At 34.1% G+C, this 18541-nt stretch carries 18 protein-coding genes; all 18 read left to right on the top strand.

The genetic code is table 11. From position 1 onward, the window contains the following. Positions 1–87 precede the first annotated feature (87 nt). The 18 genes from DI076_RS02985 (at position 88) to DI076_RS03070 (ending at position 18539) form a co-directional block, all read left to right on the top strand. Positions 88–1788, top strand: a complete 1701-nt coding sequence (locus DI076_RS02985; RefSeq protein WP_135358375.1) for a hypothetical protein — start codon at positions 88–90, stop codon at positions 1786–1788. Positions 1789–1837: 49 nt separating this feature from the next. Next, entirely contained in the window at positions 1838–2554 is a 717-nt protein-coding gene (locus DI076_RS02990; RefSeq protein WP_108958549.1) for a class I SAM-dependent methyltransferase, read from the top strand. Then, entirely contained in the window at positions 2551–3252 is a 702-nt protein-coding gene (locus DI076_RS02995; RefSeq protein ID WP_108958550.1) for an acylneuraminate cytidylyltransferase family protein, read from the top strand. Before DI076_RS02990 ends, DI076_RS02995 begins: the two co-directional genes overlap by 4 nt. Next, entirely contained in the window at positions 3249–4244 is a 996-nt protein-coding gene (locus DI076_RS03000) for an NAD-dependent epimerase/dehydratase family protein (RefSeq protein WP_108958678.1), read from the top strand. Before DI076_RS02995 ends, DI076_RS03000 begins: the two co-directional genes overlap by 4 nt. Further along, positions 4241–5395: a LegC family aminotransferase gene (locus DI076_RS03005; protein ID WP_108958551.1), complete on the top strand. Its 1155-nt coding sequence runs from the start codon at positions 4241–4243 to the stop codon at positions 5393–5395. Before DI076_RS03000 ends, DI076_RS03005 begins: the two co-directional genes overlap by 4 nt. Then, entirely contained in the window at positions 5377–5955 is a 579-nt protein-coding gene (locus DI076_RS03010; protein ID WP_108958552.1) for a NeuD/PglB/VioB family sugar acetyltransferase, read from the top strand. Before DI076_RS03005 ends, DI076_RS03010 begins: the two co-directional genes overlap by 19 nt. After that, entirely contained in the window at positions 5952–6959 is a 1008-nt protein-coding gene (gene neuB, locus DI076_RS03015; protein WP_108958553.1) for an N-acetylneuraminate synthase, read from the top strand. The genes DI076_RS03010 and neuB overlap by 4 nt, the downstream gene beginning before the upstream one ends. A gap of 51 nt (positions 6960–7010) precedes the next feature. Beyond that, positions 7011–8189: a UDP-N-acetylglucosamine 2-epimerase gene (gene neuC / locus DI076_RS03020; RefSeq protein ID WP_108958554.1), complete on the top strand. Its 1179-nt coding sequence runs from the start codon at positions 7011–7013 to the stop codon at positions 8187–8189. 41 nt (positions 8190–8230) lie between these two features. Next, complete coding sequence (locus DI076_RS03025; protein WP_245918239.1) at positions 8231–9073, top strand: methionyl-tRNA formyltransferase; 843 nt, start codon at positions 8231–8233, stop codon at positions 9071–9073. Further along, a complete protein-coding gene (locus tag DI076_RS03030) occupies positions 9070–9735 on the top strand; it encodes a PIG-L deacetylase family protein (protein WP_108958556.1) in 666 nt (221 codons plus the stop codon). Before DI076_RS03025 ends, DI076_RS03030 begins: the two co-directional genes overlap by 4 nt. A gap of 13 nt (positions 9736–9748) precedes the next feature. Beyond that, a complete protein-coding gene (locus tag DI076_RS03035; protein ID WP_108958557.1) occupies positions 9749–10789 on the top strand; it encodes a nucleotidyltransferase family protein in 1041 nt (346 codons plus the stop codon). A gap of 16 nt (positions 10790–10805) precedes the next feature. After that, complete coding sequence (locus DI076_RS03040; protein ID WP_167396498.1) at positions 10806–12287, top strand: GMC oxidoreductase; 1482 nt, start codon at positions 10806–10808, stop codon at positions 12285–12287. Between the two features lie 10 nt (positions 12288–12297). After that, positions 12298–13467, top strand: a complete 1170-nt coding sequence (locus DI076_RS03045) for a DegT/DnrJ/EryC1/StrS family aminotransferase (RefSeq protein ID WP_108958559.1) — start codon at positions 12298–12300, stop codon at positions 13465–13467. A gap of 9 nt (positions 13468–13476) precedes the next feature. Beyond that, complete coding sequence (locus tag DI076_RS03050) at positions 13477–14697, top strand: hypothetical protein (RefSeq protein ID WP_108958560.1); 1221 nt, start codon at positions 13477–13479, stop codon at positions 14695–14697. 187 nt (positions 14698–14884) lie between these two features. After that, complete coding sequence (locus DI076_RS03055) at positions 14885–16417, top strand: aldolase catalytic domain-containing protein (RefSeq protein ID WP_108958561.1); 1533 nt, start codon at positions 14885–14887, stop codon at positions 16415–16417. Continuing rightward, a complete protein-coding gene (locus DI076_RS03060) occupies positions 16418–17188 on the top strand; it encodes an HpcH/HpaI aldolase family protein (protein WP_108958562.1) in 771 nt (256 codons plus the stop codon). Then, positions 17185–17901, top strand: a complete 717-nt coding sequence (locus DI076_RS03065; RefSeq protein ID WP_108958563.1) for an acylneuraminate cytidylyltransferase family protein — start codon at positions 17185–17187, stop codon at positions 17899–17901. The genes DI076_RS03060 and DI076_RS03065 overlap by 4 nt, the downstream gene beginning before the upstream one ends. Further along, a complete protein-coding gene (locus tag DI076_RS03070) occupies positions 17901–18539 on the top strand; it encodes an HAD family hydrolase (protein WP_108958564.1) in 639 nt (212 codons plus the stop codon). The genes DI076_RS03065 and DI076_RS03070 overlap by 1 nt, the downstream gene beginning before the upstream one ends. The last annotated feature ends 2 nt before the right edge of the window (positions 18540–18541 follow it).

Below are 18541 nucleotides of genomic sequence, written 5' to 3' on the forward strand. Positions count from 1 at the left end.
ATCTTTGCCATACTAATCAGAATATTCCTTCAAAGGGTTTATTACGTAAAACTTACTAGCGGAGAAATCGAAACCTTTGCAAATTTTTTGAAAAAATTTGGAATCATTCCCTTACCGATTGCTGATCTCAAAACGATTTCAACATTCGCAGATGCCGATAGTGACCCCGAAGGATATTCCTGGATATGGTTAGATAAAAAACTAAAACACTTTCAATTTGAAAAATTAAGAAATTTGTTTCCGAATGTCAATAATTTAGATGAAAAGGTGTCTATATATCTTTTGGATTTTGTTGCATTAAAGCTTACTTCTTTAGGTAGTAAGTTAATTTTTTGGCATGAAAACTATCCGGATAGAAAAATCATTTTTATTAGTTTCTCTTTTGATGATCTGTCGATTCCTAAACTTCCTGATAACTGTTTAAGGCTAGTGATACCTATTCCAGGCATTCTCGGTTTTTTTCCTTTTGTTTTTAAAGTTGCATTTCGTATCTTTTTAAAAATTCGAAGTTTGCTTTTATTTAAGCCAAAGTTTCAAGAAGAATTACGTTCTGAACCTCATTTTGACTGGGGTAAATATGAACATGCTTATGTGACTCATTCTGGTTTAAAGTATGGAAGTTTGTATGAAAAGGGTTTGTACTATAGTGAAAAAGATTCCTTTTTTGAACCAAAAAACTTAGTTCACTTTGACTATTCTGGATATAATTCACCATCGGAAGTTCTACCTTGGTTTAAGCTGACACCTGCAAAGAAGTTAGGTGTAAAAGATGTAGTTTTAATCAGTCTTAAGTTAGTATTCGTGCTAAATTTTCTATCAATAAAATTGTCTTCTCTTCCTTTGAAGATTCAAATATGGATCCTTGCATTGAAATTTCAAGCACATAGAAGGGATCTCGGCCATTTTAAAGAACTTAAAAGAGCTTATATCGATTATGATATTATTTGTCCTAAATCTTTAATTTTAGCCTTTGAGTCTTGTAATATCCTCACTATAGGGGTTCAGGAAAGGTATATATCTGCATATTATAAATCTACATCAGTAATATTAGATCAATATCTCATATCCTCTAACGAGAGTCGATTGATTATGGAAAGCTCTAGAAATTATCTCTTCGAAAAATCTTTTTCGGTTGGGCAATACAGAACAGATGAGTTTTTCCGAAAGTTCCCTAATATTTCGAACAAAGATTCTGTAGGTATTTATAATAAAAGAATTTTAGTGTTAGGTTTTCATTGCGATATGACTTGGGTAGAAAGCCAGGTTAATCCTCTTCTGAATTGGCAAGCCCAGGAGCATTTTTTAGATGAAATTATGGCACTTGCAAGTGAATTTAAAGATTCACTTTTCACTTTAAGATATAAAATGATAGATTGGTTGGAGTTACCATTTTTTTCTCCAATAAAGCATCGGTTAAAGGAATTCCATAATATCAAAATTTCCAAGGAATATGGAATTTCATTTTATAGTTACTATTTAGTTAAAAATTCTGATATAGTCATAGGGAAACATACCTCGCTTATGGATGAGGCAATTTCCATTGGAAAGCCAACATTAGTTCATGACTATTCTCATAATATTAAGTCAGTTATTTGTGATACATTTGATTATTTCGGATCGCGAATTATTTGTAGAAATTTTGATAGTTTTAAAGATCGGTTTAGGCTTTTATTAGAAGATGACATTGATCTAAAACGTGAGATCATGGAAATATCTACAAAACTTTACGGTGACTTATCTGATGGTAAAGTAAAAGAACGTATCCATTCGACTATTAAGTCTATTTAGATTCAAATTATTACTATATTTTTTTAAATCTTTTTTTACAGAATAATTTATGAAATACGCGTCCAAAAATGAATATTGGGTCGACCCAAATACAGGAAATCCTAGATACGATTTCGAAGAAATGTATAAAGATCTTTCTGATCCGTGGGGTTGTGAAGAAAAAAATAGTTCCATAACGAATCGATTGTTTCTGGAACTGTTGCTAGACGAAAATTCTTCCTACAATCGTATCTTAGATTTGGGATCAGGTAAAGGATCACTTTCTGATTTGTTCTACAAGAAATATTTGGCATTATTAAACGCTCGTAATTCGGTGAACCAATCTAATCCAAAAATTGAACTGAATCAAATCTCTCCTTTTGAAATGTATGGTCTTGAATATTCCGAATTAGCTGTTGATGAAGCAAAGAAATTAAATCAGAACATAAAATTTCAAACTTTTGACCTTTTGAATTCGACTTCTATACCGTATCAAGATATTGATCTCGTGATTCTTTCTGAAGTTCTTTGGTATCTCGTGAGTGACCTTTCTACTGTATTTAAAAAGATTCATCAATGTATGAGAGTAGATCAAGAAAGAAGAAGTATTTTAGCAATCCATCAGTATTTTCCTGGAGACCAGAAGTATTTTAGGAACTTTTTAGATGGCGAAACTGGGTTCGATAGCTTTATAAAAAAGGAAGGTCTATTTGAGACTGAAGACAAGGTCAAATTCTTTCATAAGAATGGTGATTCCGTTCTCCTTTATAAGTTAACCAAATTATGAATATTTTAGCATTTATTCCAGCAAGGGGTGGATCCAAGGGGATACCTGGAAAGAACTTATACCAAATAGCAGGGAATCCATTACTTTTTTATACCATTGAACTGGCAAAAAAAATAGATAAAAATGTGATTCCGTTTTTATCAACGGATGATATCGAAATCAAGGCTTATGGAAGATCATTAGGATTAAACGACGATTATCTTAGGCCAAAGGAATTAGCAAGTGATTCCTCCGCTACGATTGATGCCGTGATGCATGCTTTAGAGTGGTTTCAGAAATCGAATGAGGTGCAAATTGATTCTGTCTTACTATTACAACCTACCTCACCCATTCGAATTTTATCAGAAGTGCAAAGTGCTATCCTTAGGTTCAAAGAAAAAAAAATGGAGAGTCTTGTGAGTGTGACTTTAATGCGAGAACATCCATTTGAATGTATTAAGGCAGGTGAGGATTCATGGTTTTTTTTAGAGAAACCTAATGAAAAAGTTACGGGAAGGCAGGGTTATACAGGAACTTATTACTTTCTGGATGGTTCTTTTTACTTAGCTTCAGTAGATTTTTTAAAAAACAATAAAGCTTTTGTTGTCGAAGGAAAAACCCATTTGTTCGAATCAAAGTTACGTTATTCGATTGATATTGATGAATTAGATGATATGGAAATTGCCGAATGCATTTTAGGAAGGAAAATAAAAATATGAAAAATATACTTTTGATTGGTGGAGCAGGTTATGTTGGATCAGTGATCACTGATTTTTTACTGCGAAATGGCTATAAGGTTACTTGTTTTGATGGATTTTTGTATGAGAACCAACGCACTGTTATCCCTTACATATTGAATGAAAACTACAAATTTATCTTTGGTGATCTATGTGATGAAGATGCAGTAAAAAAAGCATTAGTTGGTATTGATTCTGTTGTGCTACTTGCAGGTTTAGTTGGTGATCCAATTACAAAAAAATACCCAGATTTATCTAAAAAGATTAATGATGATGGAATATTGAATCTATTCAAGGTTATGAATGGAAGGGGAATTGAAAGACTTATTTTCATTTCAACTTGTTCTAATTATGGTCTGATTCAAAACAATGAACTTGCAGATGAAAACTTTGAACTTTCTCCGTTATCTTTGTATGCTAAAGCGAAAGTCGCAGCTGAGAAAGAACTATTGAGTGAAAAAAATAATTTTGATTTTTCTACTGTCGTTTTGCGATTTGCAACTGCCTTTGGATTATCTCCAAGAATGAGATTTGATCTTACCGTTAGTGAGTTTACTAAGGATTTAATTTTAGGAAAAGAATTACTTGTATATGATGCTCATACATGGAGACCTTATTGCCATGTAAAAGATTTCGCAAGATTAATTGACATAGTTTTGAAATCCCCTAAGGAAAAAACTCATAAAGAAGTTTTTAATGCAGGTGGCGAAATCAATAATTTTACAAAACAAGGAATTTTGGATATTATTTTAAAGTATCTTCCCAATTCTAAAGTTAGTTTTAAAGAACACGGAACTGACCCGCGTAATTATAAAGTTAATTTTTCAAAAGTGAAGTCAGTTCTCGGTTTTGAACCTAAATACACAGTGGAAGATGGTGTAAAAGAATTAATTGAAGCATTTCAGTTGAACCTTTTTAAAAATTTGGAACAAGATATTAATTTTCATGGGAATTATACAATCAACTATCCATGATAAAATCGTTTTTAGATCTAGTTAGAGATCATTACAATTCAGCTGATGATTTCATTCCCCTTCATGCTCCTGTATTTCGTGGGAATGAAATCCATTATGTGACTGAAACTATTAAGTCCACTTTTGTTTCATCAGTTGGCGCGTATGTAGACCAGTTTGAAGTGATGATGAAATCTATCACTGGTGCTAAATATGCCGTTGCAACTGTAAATGGAACAGCCGCACTTCATATCGCACTTCATAGTTTAGGAGTCAGTTCGGGAGATGAGGTTATTACTCAAGCTTTGAGTTTTGTTGCCACTGCCAATGCCATTAGGTATACAGGTGCAGACCCTGTTTTTCTAGATGTCGATTTAGATTCGATGAGCCTTTCGCCAGAGGCATTGTTAGTTTTTTTGGAATCTGAATGCGAATTTGAAGACCAAATTGTTACAAACAAACGAACAGGAAAACGAATCAAAGTCATTGTTCCTATGCACACATTTGGAAATCCTGGTAGGATCGAAGAGATTTGTAAAATAGCGGAAATGTTTCGATTAGACGTAGTTGAAGACTCTGCTGAATCTCTGGGAAGTTATGTGAATGGTAAACATACTGGATCTTTTGGTCGTTTAGGTGTTTTCAGTTTTAATGGCAATAAAACCGTTACTTGCGGTGGTGGTGGTGCAGTTGTTACGGATGACGAAAGTTTAGGAAAAAGATTAAAACATATTACCACAACGGCAAAAGTTCCGCATCCTTGGGAATATTCTCATGATGAATTGGGATTTAATTATAGGATGCCCAATCTAAATGCCGCTCTTGCCTGTGCACAGTTGGAGCAGCTGGATGATTTTTTAAGAGAGAAAAGAGCACTTTCGCTGAAGTATATTCAGTTTTTTGAAAATACAAAAGTAATTTTCAAAAAAGAAATAGAAAATTCGGTTTCCAACTACTGGCTAAATACTATTGAATTTCAATCAAAATCAGATAGAGACAAGTTCCTGGCTGAAACCAATGGGGCTAAAGTGATGACACGTCCTTCTTGGAATCCACTAAACACATTACCCATGTATCAAAATAGTTTTTCTGATTCATTAAAAAATACGTATCACATTGCAGATCGTTTAGTGAATATTCCCAGTGGAGTGAAATGGAAGGAATCATACTAATCGGAGGAGGTGGTCACTGCAAATCAGTGATTGATGTCATTCGAAAAGAAGCAAAGTTTGAAATTTTAGGTATCGTTGATTCCTATTTGCCAGTTGGTCACTTCGTTTTGGATGTAAAAGTATTGGGCAATGATTCCGATTTAAGTGAATTATCTAAAAAATGCAAAAACTTCCATATAACTGTGGGCCAAATCCAATCAAACATAGTTAGGAAAAAAATAGCCAATGAACTAATGGCATTGGGTGCAGAACTCCCTAATATTATCTCTCCCAGTGCTATCGTTTCCTCCTATTCAAAGTTAGGCCAAGGAATCACTGTTATGCACCAGGCGACTATCCAAGCAGATGTTATGATCGGAGATTTTTGTATTATCAATGATCATGCACTCATAGAACATGAAGTCCATATAGGAAAGTTTTCCCATATAGCCACTGGGGCCATTGTCAATGGAAATGTTGAGATTGGAGAGAATGTTTTTATTGGAAGCGGAACTGTCATTGTGCAAGGTTCGAAAATCCCGGATGGAACTTTTATAAAAGCAAACCAGTTAGTCAAATGAAACAAAAAACAATAATTATAGCTGAAGCAGGCGTAAATCACAATGGTGATCTTAAAATTGCCGAAGAACTCATTCAAGTGGCCGCAAAAGCGGGTGCTGATTTTGTAAAATTTCAAACTTTCCAGTCAAATTCGATTTCTTCGAAACTTGCAGGCAGAGCGGAATACCAAAAGGCAAACATGAAAGAAGATGGATCACAAATCTCTATGTTAAAGAAACTAGAGTTGAATTTTGAGATGCACCAACATTTAATTCAAGTTTGCAAACAAAATAAGATTCAATTTTTATCAACTGCGTTTGATTTACCTAGCATCGAGTTACTCATCCAACTTGGAATCGATCTTTGGAAAATTCCCAGTGGTGAAATCACAAATTATCCCTATTTGAAAAAAATCGGCTCTCTTAAAGGGGAAGTCATACTATCTACTGGAATGTCTAATCTTGGTGAAATTGAAGCGGCACTATCGGTTTTAGAAAATGCTGGAACTAAAAGAGAAAACATCACTGTATTACATTGTACTACTGAATATCCTGCTCCTATGAATGAGGTCAATTTGCGGGCGATGCTTTCGATTCAAAATGCATTTGGAGTTAAGGTTGGATATTCTGATCACACAGTAGGAGTTGAAATATCTTTAGCTGCAGTGGCTCTAGGGGCAATCATGATTGAAAAACATTTTACCCTCGATCGAAATTTACCAGGCCCAGACCACAAGGCAAGTTTAGAACCAAATGAATTGAATGCATTGGTAAGCGGTATCAGAAATATTGAGATTGCGTTAGGTGACGGTGTGAAAAAACCTTTCCCTTCCGAAATAAGAAATATGACAATTGCCCGTAAATCACTCATTGCAAAAGAGAATATTCGGAAAGGTGAGATTTTTACTGAACAAAATATAACAACCAAGAGACCTGGAAATGGAATTTCTCCAATGAGGTGGGATGAGGTAATGGGAAAAACAGCATCCAAAGATTTTTTAGAAGATGAATTGATTGAGATCTAAACTAAAGATTTTTTCCCATATTATCGTCATCAATTTAAAGAGTAATCTGTAATGAATAAGAAAATTTGCTTTATCACTGGAACTAGAGCAGAGTATGGCTTACTTAAAAGATTGATGAAATTGGTTGATGATGCGCCGAATTTCGAAATACAAATCATAGCTACAGGTATGCATTTATCGCCAGAATTTGGTCTTACCTATAAGGAAATTGAAAGTGATGGTTTTGAGATTGATAGAAAGGTAGAAATTCTATTAAGCTCTGATTCTTCTGTAGCAATTGGAAAGTCTATAGGTCTTGCTTTAATTTCCATAACAGAAGCATTAGAACAAATGAATCCTGACTTGGTATTTCTAGTTGGTGATAGATATGAAACTTTGGCATGTGCAATCGCTGCGATGGTAACAAGGATTCCTATTGCGCATATACATGGTGGCGAAAGAACGGAAGGTTTGATTGATGAGGCAATTCGTCATTCAGTGACAAAGATGTCCTATTTGCATTTTGTAGCGAATGAAGAATATCGGACACGAGTCATTCAGCTTGGTGAAAGTCCGGACCGAGTAAATGTATGTGGTGGTTTAGGTGTAGATATCATACAAAACACAAAACTATTTTCTCTCCAAGAGTTGGAAAATTCTCTAAAGTTCCAATTCAAAGATAAAAATTTGATGGTTACCTTTCATCCTACTACATTGGAACATGATACGTCTGAGGCACAATTCAAAGAGCTTTTGGAAGTGCTAAAGGAGTATGTTGGAGAAGGTCATGGTCTTATTTTTACAAAAGCTAACTCAGATACCAACGGTCGAATCATCAATCAACTGATCGATGATTTTGTAAGAAATTATCCAGACCATTCGATTGCCCATACTTCACTTGGTATTCAAAGGTATTTATCAGTTCTAAAATTTGTAGATGGTGTGATTGGAAATTCTTCGAGTGGTTTACTGGAAGTGCCAAGTTTTAAAAAGGGAACTATCAACCTTGGTGATCGTCAAAGAGGAAGAATTATGGCGACAAGCGTAATCCAAGCAGATTGTGATTATGCATCGATTCGGTCAGCCTTGGAAAAGTTATATAGTAACGAATTTCAAGAAAGTTTGAAAAATACAATTAATCCATATGGAGAAGGTGGTGCTTCAGAAAAAATATTCGAATATCTAAAGGATTTAGATTTCGACAATTTAGATGTAAAAAAACCATTTTTTGATGTTAGTTACCAATTATGAGAATTCTTTTCATAGGCTGTGTCATTTTTTCTAAGAACATCTTGGAATTGTTAGTCGAAAGTAAATTTAACGTTGTTGGAGTGATTTCCAAGGATGATACAGGTTTCAATTCTGATTATTATGATACTTCTATCATTGCAAAACAATATAAAATACCTTTTATTAAAACTAAAAATGTAAATGAATTACCTATACTTGAATGGGTTAGTGAACTGAAACCGGATATCGTCTACTGTTTTGGTTGGAATAGTTTACTTGGAATAGATTTCATTCAAATCCCAAAGAAAGGGGTTGTTGGATATCACCCAGCGTCTCTTCCGCAAAACAGAGGAAGGCATCCCGTTATCTGGGCATTGATATTAGGACTAACTGAGACAGCATCAACATTCTTCTTTATGGGTGAGGGTGCCGATGATGGAGATATAGTTTCTCAGAAAAAGATTATTATTGAGAAAGAAGATACTGCAAGCACCTTGTATGATAAGTTGATTCACGAGTCTCGGACACAGGTTATTGAATTTACAAATCAGCTCATAAATAACCAGTTAATTGCAAAAAAACAAGATCATAGACTGGCAAATTCCTGGAGAAAACGTTCCAAAGTTGACGGGGTTATTGACTTTAGAATGTCTAATGAAAGTATTTATAATCTAGTCAGAGCATTAACTAAACCTTACCCCGGTGCTTTAATCCTTTATAAGGGTGAGGAGTATCCTGTTTGGCAAGCAAAGATAGCAGAAACTCCTTATTCAAACTTTGAACCAGGGAAAGTTTTAAAAATTTCTGAATCTTCTATTTTAGTAAAATGTGGTTTATCAACAGAAGCGATATTACTTGAAAATCATGAATTGCCAGAGACAATACAAGTAGGTGATTATCTTTGAATAAAAAATCAATTATAGTTTTTACACCACATCCCGACGATGAAACGTTAGGTGCAGGTGGGTTTTTATTGTCGAAGAAACAAGCTGGATATGATCTTATTTGGCTAATAATGACACATATGAAAGAAGAGTTTGGTTGGACCAAAGACCAGATCAATCGCCGTGAAGCGGAAATTCATAACGTATCTCGTATGTATCCATTTGATTATGTGTATAACTTAGGTTTTGAGCCAACCGGGCTCGATAAGTATTCATTTTCTGAATTAATAAGTCCAGTATTGGATCTCGTTAAAAAACACCAGCCCGAGATCGTTCTATTACCATCAGCCCAGGATCCGCATACGGATCATAAAATCACTCATCAAATAGGAATTTCTGTTACCAAGAAATTTAGAAATTTAAATATAAAATCTATCCTTGAGATGGAAATACTATCAGAAACAAATTTTGGTGAAATTGATTCTATCTCGGCAAATTTATATGTGGATATTTCTGATTTTTTCGAACGAAAAGTGGAAATTTTAAAAGAGTATGAAGGTGAACTGGGTGACCATCCCTTTCCTAGAAGTTTAGATTCTGTGAAAGCATTAGCAATCTTGCGAGGATCGCAGAGAGGCACAATGTATGCTGAAGCTTTTCGAATTGTTAAATCTTACGAGTAAGAGTAATAAATAAATGTCCAACCATTGGCATAAAGCACTAGTTCGATCAAGTGATTCCATAGAAAAAGCGATTCAGAATCTTGAGTTAACAGCACTACAGGTTGTATTGGTTGTTGATGAAGGAAATTGTTTACTTGGAACCATCACCGATGGTGATATTCGCAGAGGGCTCTTAAAAGGTATGGATATGAATGCCACTGTTCAGGGTATCTTAAATCCAAATTCTTTTGTAGTTACTCCTTCCATGAGCCGAGAATTGGTTTTGCAACTTATGAAAGCCAATAAAATTCATCAAATTCCCATTGTTGATGATAATCGAAAAGTATTAGGTTTACATGTGTTAGATGAAATTCTCCTGCCAGAAAAGAGGGAGAATGTGTTTGTGATTATGGCTGGGGGTAAGGGTGTCCGACTTCGCCCTTATACAGAAAATTGTCCCAAACCATTATTGCCTGTGGCCGGTAAACCAATCTTGGAACATATCATTGAAAGAGCAAAAGCAGACGGCTTTCAAAGTTTTATTATTTCTGTTCATTATCTCGGACATATGATTGAAGAGTATTTTCAAGATGGGAAAAAATGGGATGTTGAAATTCAATATTTAAACGAGGATAAACCTTTAGGAACAGCAGGTGCTTTGAGCCTTATACGTGAGAGGATTGAGCATCCGTTTTTAGTTTCCAATGGGGATGTATTAACCCATATTCGATATAGTGATTTATTGGAATTTCACCTAGATCATAAAGCAGTTGCAACAATGGCAGTGCGTATGCATGAATGGCAACATCCTTTTGGAGTAGTTCATACCAAAGGTGTTGATATCATCGACTTCGAAGAAAAACCAATCTACAAAACTCACGTCAATGCTGGAATCTACGCGCTTAACCCTGATATTTTTAGTTATTTGAATCAAGACGAATATACAGATATGCCAACTCTCTTTAGTAAGTTAAAGGCAACCAAAAGGAAAACAATTGTTTATCCGATGCATGAATCTTGGATCGATATTGGCCGACCAGATGATTATGAATCAGCTGATCAAGTTTTTCAGTAATATTATTAAGGATTATATGAATCAGAAAAAAGTCATTATCATTGGCGGAGGAACCGCAGGTATTGTTATTGCAAATCGACTTCAGGAGAAATTTGCGGTAACAGTTTTTGAAAAAAGTGAATATAAAGCATATCCACTGCTTTATCGAGTTCCATTAATGATTGGAATTTTATTCAGAAGGAAAAATTCGGAGTATGTTCATAAGACAGAGTTTGATTTAGCCAATGGACGTAAAATTCCTTTTTATCAATCAAATTTGTTAGGCGGAGCCTCTGTGATGAATGGAGCCGTTCATGTATTTGGTTTTTTATCTAAATGGATACCGATACTAAAGCGATTCGGATTTGAAGTGTCTGATTTAAATGAGAGTCACGAACTACTTTATTCCGAAAACAAAGTAGTGAAAAGTAAAATTACCATTAAAAAAGCTCCACTAAACTATATAGACAATTCATTTTTAGAAACTTTAAAAAGTCGGGGTATTCCACTCGATAATATGAGTGTTTCTGAAAAAGAAGCATGTGGCCCAATTTTTAATACAGTTCGTACATTCTTTAGAACATCGGTTCTATCCGTATTGGGTAAAAAGAAGTTTAAGACAATTTTAAATGAAAAAGTCGAAAGGATTCTTTTCGATGAAAACGGAAACGCCAAAGGTGTAAAAACGAATCGTTCCACTTATGATTCTGATTTTGTGATTCTTTCCGCCGGTGTTATTGGCAGCTGTTCTTTATTATTACAACAACAGTTAGATCCAAATTCTCAAATCAAAGATCTACATATCGGCAAAGAAATCCAAGACCATACAAACTTAAGAGTCAATGTTTTTGCCAATCATCCGCTGAATTCCCTAAACGAGGTATACGCAAGTTTTTGGAAAAAGATGTTTCTGGGAATCAAACATTTTTTAGGGATACCAACTGTAATGAGAGGAACAGGTGCCACTTCTGCGGCTTATCTAGACCTTGATAGAGATGGTGAAATAGATACCAGGATACAAATCCTTCAATTTTCCGAATCGGGTAGGCACGGAAGTAAGGGTTCTGTTTTTAACACCTCTGAGCCAAGTTTTTCAATTTCCATTAATGCAATACATCCATTGTCGAAAGGTTATGTTTCATTTAACAATGGAGAATTGAAAGTAGATCCAAAGTTTTTATCTACGGAATCGGATGTAACTCTCTTAAAACTTGCCATTAAGTATTGTATAGAACTTTTAAAATCACCACCGATATGGGATCATGTTAAAGAAATTGATCAACTAGATTTAATGGAAAAAGATCCAGACAAATACATTCAAGAGACAATGTATAGTGGCCACCATTTGATCGGTGGATTACATAATTCGATTACTTCAGACTTTGAATTAAAAGATTGTAAAGGTTTGTATGTTTGTGATGCGAGCGTTTTTGATCGATTTGTTGCAAGTAATATTCATTCGTCTGTTGTGTTGCTCGCCGACATGTTTGCAAAGAAATTTTTAATTAAGCAAGGTTAGGGAATTGTAAGTGCCTGGATTTGAATTAATCGGAAAAGAAGAAAGAGAAGAGATAAATCAGCTTTTTGATGATGGTGGCATTTTATTTGCTCATGGATTTGATGCGATTCGAAATGGTCGATACCGAGTTCGAGAGTTTGAAAAGGCTTTTGCAGAAAAAATTGGAGTAAGGTATGCTCAAGCTGTGTCTTCCGGTACAGCAGCAATCAAAGTAGCTCTTTTTGCTGCTGGTGTTAGGCCTGGAGATGAAGTCATCACCCAAGCTTTCACTTTTATTGCAACGGTGGAAGCAATTATTGATTTGGGTGCAAAGCCAATTTTAGTGAATGTTAATGATACTTTAAACTTAGATCCAGTAGAACTAAAAAAAGCAATTACCCCGAGAACAAAGGCAATTGTTCCTGTACACATGTTAGGTGTGGCATGTGAAATGGATAAGATCCATGAGATTGCCAATGAATATAATCTCGCAATTATCGAAGATAATTGTGAGTCGCTCGGTGCAAGATGGAATGGTAAATACTTAGGAACACAATCACTTGCTTGTGCTTGGAGTTTTGATGCAGGAAAAGTTATTATCACTGGTGAAGGTGGGATGGTGACCACCAATGATGAAGAGGTTTATAAACTCGCCAGAGAATATCATGATCATGGCCATGAATACAATGCAAAATTTCCGAGAGGAAGAGATACACATAGAATTCGTGGTTTTAACTATAGGATGAGTGAACTACAGGCTGCCATTGGCTTAGCACAATTGAAAAAATTGGATTTCATTGTTTCAAAAAACAATGAAAACTATAACATTTACTTTGAAGCTTTAAAGGGTTTTCCTAATATTTCTTTTCGAAGAATTCCAAAAAAATCGCAACCGCTCTATGATTGTTTGATATTTCAATTGGAGACCGCAGAAAAGGCAAAATGGGTAGTTACAGAAATGAATCAACAAGGATTGGGAACAAAAAACGTTCCTGATGCGATTGAATGGCATTTTGCCCGTTATTGGGATCATATGTTGGACGAGCTGGGGATGACCAAGAAAGAATTGATAGATACGATGGAACCCTCTGAAAGAGAGTTAAGCAGAAGTGTTGCCATACCAATTCTTGTTAAGATGGATAGAACCACCATAGCATCTAATGCAGAGAAATTGGTATCAATTTTAAAACAAGTGAAATAACGAAGACAGATGCCCAAATATGAATCGATTATTTTTTTTGTAGAGACTCCATTTACAGACAGAGATGAAAAACGTTTTGGGATTAAGGAACTAAGTCAACTGGGATTTCAAGTTGAGGTTTATCAGTTAGAAGATATATTTCATAGACAAAAATACATAGCCTCAAAACAAGGGAACCACAAAGAGTATATCACATACTTCTCAACAATAAAAGAATTAGAGAATGCGCTACGGATAAGAAGCAAAAAAGTTCTAGTAATCTTATTAACTGGCTACCATCAAAATTTACTGAAATTGATGGTTAGACTCGGCATCGATTATGCGCTACATTGTACGAATAAAATTCCATCTACTTCAGAAACTGTTAGCGAAAGTAAATATATTAAAATTAAACAGAAGCTTTTTGAAGAAGGTTTTTCATCGCTTTCAAAATCAATTGGGCGTGCTCTGCTGAGGTCCTTAGAAGCAGTGATTAGGAAAACTCCCTTGGCACCAACATACGTGATTGCTGGTGGAAGTCGATCGATTGAACACTTAACAAATGAAACTCTAGATTCTACGAAAATAATTTGGGCTCATAGTTTGGATTTTGATTTGTTTTTGCAATCCATGGAAACTAGTTTCAAATCATCTCCTTATTTTGATGTTTATGGAAACTTAATAGAACAAAAAAACTTTAATAACTATATTGTGTTCTTGGATGAATATTCTCCCTACCATCCCGATAATGATTTTTTTAAGATACCGTATGCAGACAAAAAAGAGACTTATTATCCAAGGTTAGAAAGTTTTTTTCATTATCTTGAGAAAAAATACAATGCGAAGATGGTGATAGCTGCCCATCCAAGATCGGAATATCAAACTAAAGAACATTTTAAATCATTCATTATCATTAAATATAGGACTTTGGACTTAATTAAAAACTGCCGTTTTGCCCTGATTCATTCTAGTACAAGCATTAATTTCATAAATCTCTTTGAAAAAGAAGCAATTTTCTTTAATACTTCTTCTATGCGATGGGTTTACAAGAAGGCAACGAGTGTTTTTGCTAAATGGCATGGGAAAGTTCCTGTAGAAGTGGATATAAATACAGATTTTGGGCAAATTGATTTCGATAAAATATTGAATACTAAGATGAATTTCAAAGACTACCGAAATTTGTACATTAAGAAAGTAGACTCAAAGTTGGATTACTCTTGGAATATAATTGCTGAAGCGATTCGAAAATAATAAGATTCGTATTTCAGATTATCTGATATTGCTGAGTTTAACTATTGAACACTAGTCTTGACATTTCTGACTGTGGCGAAACCATAGAAAAAATATTGATTGGAAAACAGACGTAGAATTGAATGTTCGAATTTGAAATGGCTTTAAAGTTTTAACTTATTGGTATGTTTTTTTTTAGAAGGAATAAATGAAGATACTGGACTGCACATTACGAGATGGTGGTTACTACACCAATTGGGATTTTGATAACGATTTAGTTAAAGTCTATTTCGAATCATTTAACCATTTGCCAATCGATTTTCTTGAAATTGGTTATAAAGCGTTTGCTGAAAATTACTATAAAGGTGAGTTTTACTACCTTCCACTTTTTCTGATAAAAAAAATCAAGTCAATCAGTAATAAAAATCTTGCAATTCTGCTGAATGGTAAGGACCTTTTTGAATCAAATATTGAGGACTTATTGCTTCCTTGTGTGGGTTTGATAGATCTAGTAAGAGTCGCAATTGATCCAAAAGATCTTAATAAATCATTAACATTGCTTAAGCGAATAAAATCTTTAGGGTTTAAAGTCGCATTGAATGTTATGTATATGTCAAAATGGAAAACGATGAAATCATTTTTGACGGATTTACCACTAGTAAATGAAACTTGCGATTTTTTTTATATGGTTGATTCCTATGGCAGTGTATACCCAGAAGATGTAAAAGAGATTACACAAACTGTAAAATCAATATTAAGTATACCGCTAGGTTTCCATGGTCACAATAATTTAGAAATGGCTCTTGTAAACTCCCTAACTGCTCTTGAATATGGTGTCGAAATTATAGATTCTACTGTTACTGGAATGGGTAGAGGTGCTGGAAATTTAAAGACCGAGTTGATTTTAACACATCTTTCATCCAAAGGTTTATTGGAATTTGATTTTAACTATCTATCCAATTTGGTGGATAAGTTTAGTCAATTACAGAAACTCCATAATTGGGGGACAAATTTGCCTTACATGGTTTCTGGTAGTAATTCTTTACCACAGAAAGATGTGATGGAATGGATAACTAAAAGATTCTATTCTTTAAACTCTATAGTTGAAGCCTTACAAAATCAAAAAAGCAACTTACTTGATAAACCTAGAGTCGAAAGATTTAAACCAGAAAATAAATTTGAAAATGTCTTATTGATTGGTGGAGGTAATTCGGTTCAACAACATTTTGAAGCGATAAGATCATTTGTTTATACAAACAAGAGTTCGATAACTATCGTACATGCCAGTTCAACAAATGCATACTTATTCAAAGATTTAGATTTCATACCGCAATACTTTTGTCTTGTTGGGAATGAGGGACATAGATTAGAAAGAGTTTACGACAATTCTCCTTTCAAGGGAATATGCATTCTTCCACCACCTCCAAGAAAGTTAGGCATATATAAACCCGAGATTGCAAAAGATAAAATTTTTGAAATTGAGCAATCTACAATAAATCACCCGATAAATGATACGCATACCATTTTGGCATTTGAAATTTCATCAATTTTGGAAGCAAAAAATGTTTATTTAGTAGGTTATGATGGATATCCAAAAGAAAGTATAACATCCAAAATGCACGAGATGTTTATTGAGAATCAAAATATTTTCAATTTAGTCAAAAATCGATTCAAATTAATTTCGCTACTTCCTACATTGTATGATTTAAAAATTACTTCTCTCTATTCTTTGATTAAATAAATGAATAAATTAGAAAAATTTAAATTAAAATCCATAAACGAAAATACTCTAGGTTATTTCTCGAAAACGACAGACAGCAGTTTGATCGAAGCTTCAATTTATTCAGGCTTCGACTTCGTTATTATTGATATGGAACATGGGCCAATTCAAACTGAGATGTTAAAGCATCATTTGATGGCAACAAGTAGAAGTGAACTAATTTCAATAGTAAGGGTAGATTCTTATGACTCCAGCTTAATCGGAAAAGTCCTTGATTTAGGTGCGGATGGAATTCAAATACCTTCAGTAACTAGTGTTGATCAAGTTTTGAAAGTGATAAAACTATCAAAATTTTATCCAATCGGTGAAAGAGGAGTATGTCGGTTCGTGCGATCGGCAGAATATTCAAACCAAGATAGAAATGTGTATTTTCAAAAATCGAACGATTCGATCATAGTAATACAATTAGAAGGTAAAGAAGGAATTGATAATTTTGATGATATTGTTCAAATACAAGGCGTAGATATAATATTTGTAGGACCTTATGATTTATCCCAATCACTTGGGATTCCTGGACAAATTGAGCATCCTATTATTATTGAAAAAATAACGGAATTACAATTTAAAGCAAAAGCAAAGGGAATTGCATTAGGTACTTTTTGCGATACTCCGCACATGTTAAAGCATTGGAGAAATTTAAATCTAGGATATTTAGCTTATTCTGTAGATATAGCAATATTTATGGAAAAACTCAAAGAAATCAATTCCCTGAGGATAAAGAAAGATCTATGAGAGTAACGGCATTATTGACTGGAAGAGGAAATAATTCTCTCAAAGATAAAAATGTTCTCCCAGTCTTCGGAAAACCATTATTGTATTACCCTGCTACGGAAGCAAAGAAAGCTGAGTTAATAAATGATTATTTTGTTAGTAGTGATTGTGATAAGATATTGAATGCTGCACATCACTTAGGTTATGAAAAAATACTCAGACCCTCTGAATATGCAACTCCAACAGCTTTACATTCAGATGTTATTAAACATTCATTGGAAATAATGAAGTCAATGGGTCGCTTTCCAGATATACTAGTTGTGTTACTTGCTAATACTGTCATGGTTAAAAGTGAGTGGATTGTTAATTGTATAAATGAGATTTTAAATGATCCTAGTTTAACAGCTGCAGTACCGGTTTACTCGGACATGGATCATCATCCGTATCGAGCAAAGATGGTAAATAGCGAAGGTAACTTGGAACCTTTCTTTGACTTTTCTGGAAAGGCAATTTCATCAAACCGCCAAGAGTTACCAAAATCATATTTTTTGTGCCACAATTTTTGGGTATTAAATCTACGAAGTATCAAAGAAGGAGTAGGTTACCAACCTTGGACTTTTATGGGCAATCGAGTTAAACCATTTGAAGTTTCAAAAGCTTTTGACGTGCATACAATTGAAGATATTGAAATCTGCAAACAATGGCTCATAGAAAATAATTTGGTCCCTTCTTAATGTTTGAATCATTTAGACAAATTATTTGGGATTTTGATGGGGTAATTTTGGATTCCAATCCTTGGAGAACTCTTGGCTTTCGCGAAACTCTAAAGGATTATCCAGAAGAAAGTGTTCAGCAATTAATAGATTTTCATGAATCGAATGGTGGACTTTCAAGATATGCCAAGTTTAACTATTTTTTCAAAGATATTTTAAAGAATGAGCTAGATAATGACAAATTGAATGTTTTGCTTGAGAAGTTCAGGCTTATTATGTTAAAAAATTTAATCGATGAAAATTTAATTATTAATGATAGCATTCAAGCAATAAAATTATTAAAGGATAAGGATTTGTTCATTATATCTGGCTCCGATCAGTCAGAATTGAATTATATTTGTGAAAGACTTAATCTCAGTAAATACTTTAAAAAAATATTGGGTTCTCCTCTAACAAAGAAGGAAAATATAAAAAATTTAATTCAGGAAGGATTAATTGATCCAAGTTTATCCTGTTTAATTGGTGATTCGCATAATGATTTCGAAGCGGCTACCGAATTTGGAATTCAATTTTACGGTTATAATAATGAAAAACTGAAAGGTTTAGGCAATTATATTGAATCATTCAAAGATTTGCTAAACTCTGACGGTCTAGGATAGGA

The sequence above is a fragment of the Leptospira ellinghausenii genome (genome assembly GCF_003114815.1).
GTDB lineage: Bacteria > Spirochaetota > Leptospiria > Leptospirales > Leptospiraceae > Leptospira_A > Leptospira_A ellinghausenii.

Excerpts from the sequence above, each read along its gene's own strand:
- DI076_RS02990 (WP_108958549.1), top strand. The coding sequence starts at position 1,838 with ATGAAATACGCGTCCAAAAATGAATATTGGGTCGACCCAAATACAGGA.
- DI076_RS02995 (WP_108958550.1), top strand. The coding sequence starts at position 2,551 with ATGAATATTTTAGCATTTATTCCAGCAAGGGGTGGATCCAAGGGGATA.
- DI076_RS03000 (WP_108958678.1), top strand. The coding sequence starts at position 3,249 with ATGAAAAATATACTTTTGATTGGTGGAGCAGGTTATGTTGGATCAGTG.
- DI076_RS03005 (WP_108958551.1), top strand. The coding sequence starts at position 4,241 with ATGATAAAATCGTTTTTAGATCTAGTTAGAGATCATTACAATTCAGCT.
- DI076_RS03010 (WP_108958552.1), top strand. The coding sequence starts at position 5,377 with ATGGAAGGAATCATACTAATCGGAGGAGGTGGTCACTGCAAATCAGTG.
- neuB (WP_108958553.1), top strand. The coding sequence starts at position 5,952 with ATGAAACAAAAAACAATAATTATAGCTGAAGCAGGCGTAAATCACAAT.
- neuC (WP_108958554.1), top strand. The coding sequence starts at position 7,011 with ATGAATAAGAAAATTTGCTTTATCACTGGAACTAGAGCAGAGTATGGC.
- DI076_RS03035 (WP_108958557.1), top strand. The coding sequence starts at position 9,749 with ATGTCCAACCATTGGCATAAAGCACTAGTTCGATCAAGTGATTCCATA.
- DI076_RS03040 (WP_167396498.1), top strand. The coding sequence starts at position 10,806 with ATGAATCAGAAAAAAGTCATTATCATTGGCGGAGGAACCGCAGGTATT.
- DI076_RS03050 (WP_108958560.1), top strand. The coding sequence starts at position 13,477 with ATGCCCAAATATGAATCGATTATTTTTTTTGTAGAGACTCCATTTACA.
- DI076_RS03055 (WP_108958561.1), top strand. The coding sequence starts at position 14,885 with ATGAAGATACTGGACTGCACATTACGAGATGGTGGTTACTACACCAAT.
- DI076_RS03060 (WP_108958562.1), top strand. The coding sequence starts at position 16,418 with ATGAATAAATTAGAAAAATTTAAATTAAAATCCATAAACGAAAATACT.
- DI076_RS03065 (WP_108958563.1), top strand. The coding sequence starts at position 17,185 with ATGAGAGTAACGGCATTATTGACTGGAAGAGGAAATAATTCTCTCAAA.
- DI076_RS03070 (WP_108958564.1), top strand. The coding sequence starts at position 17,901 with ATGTTTGAATCATTTAGACAAATTATTTGGGATTTTGATGGGGTAATT.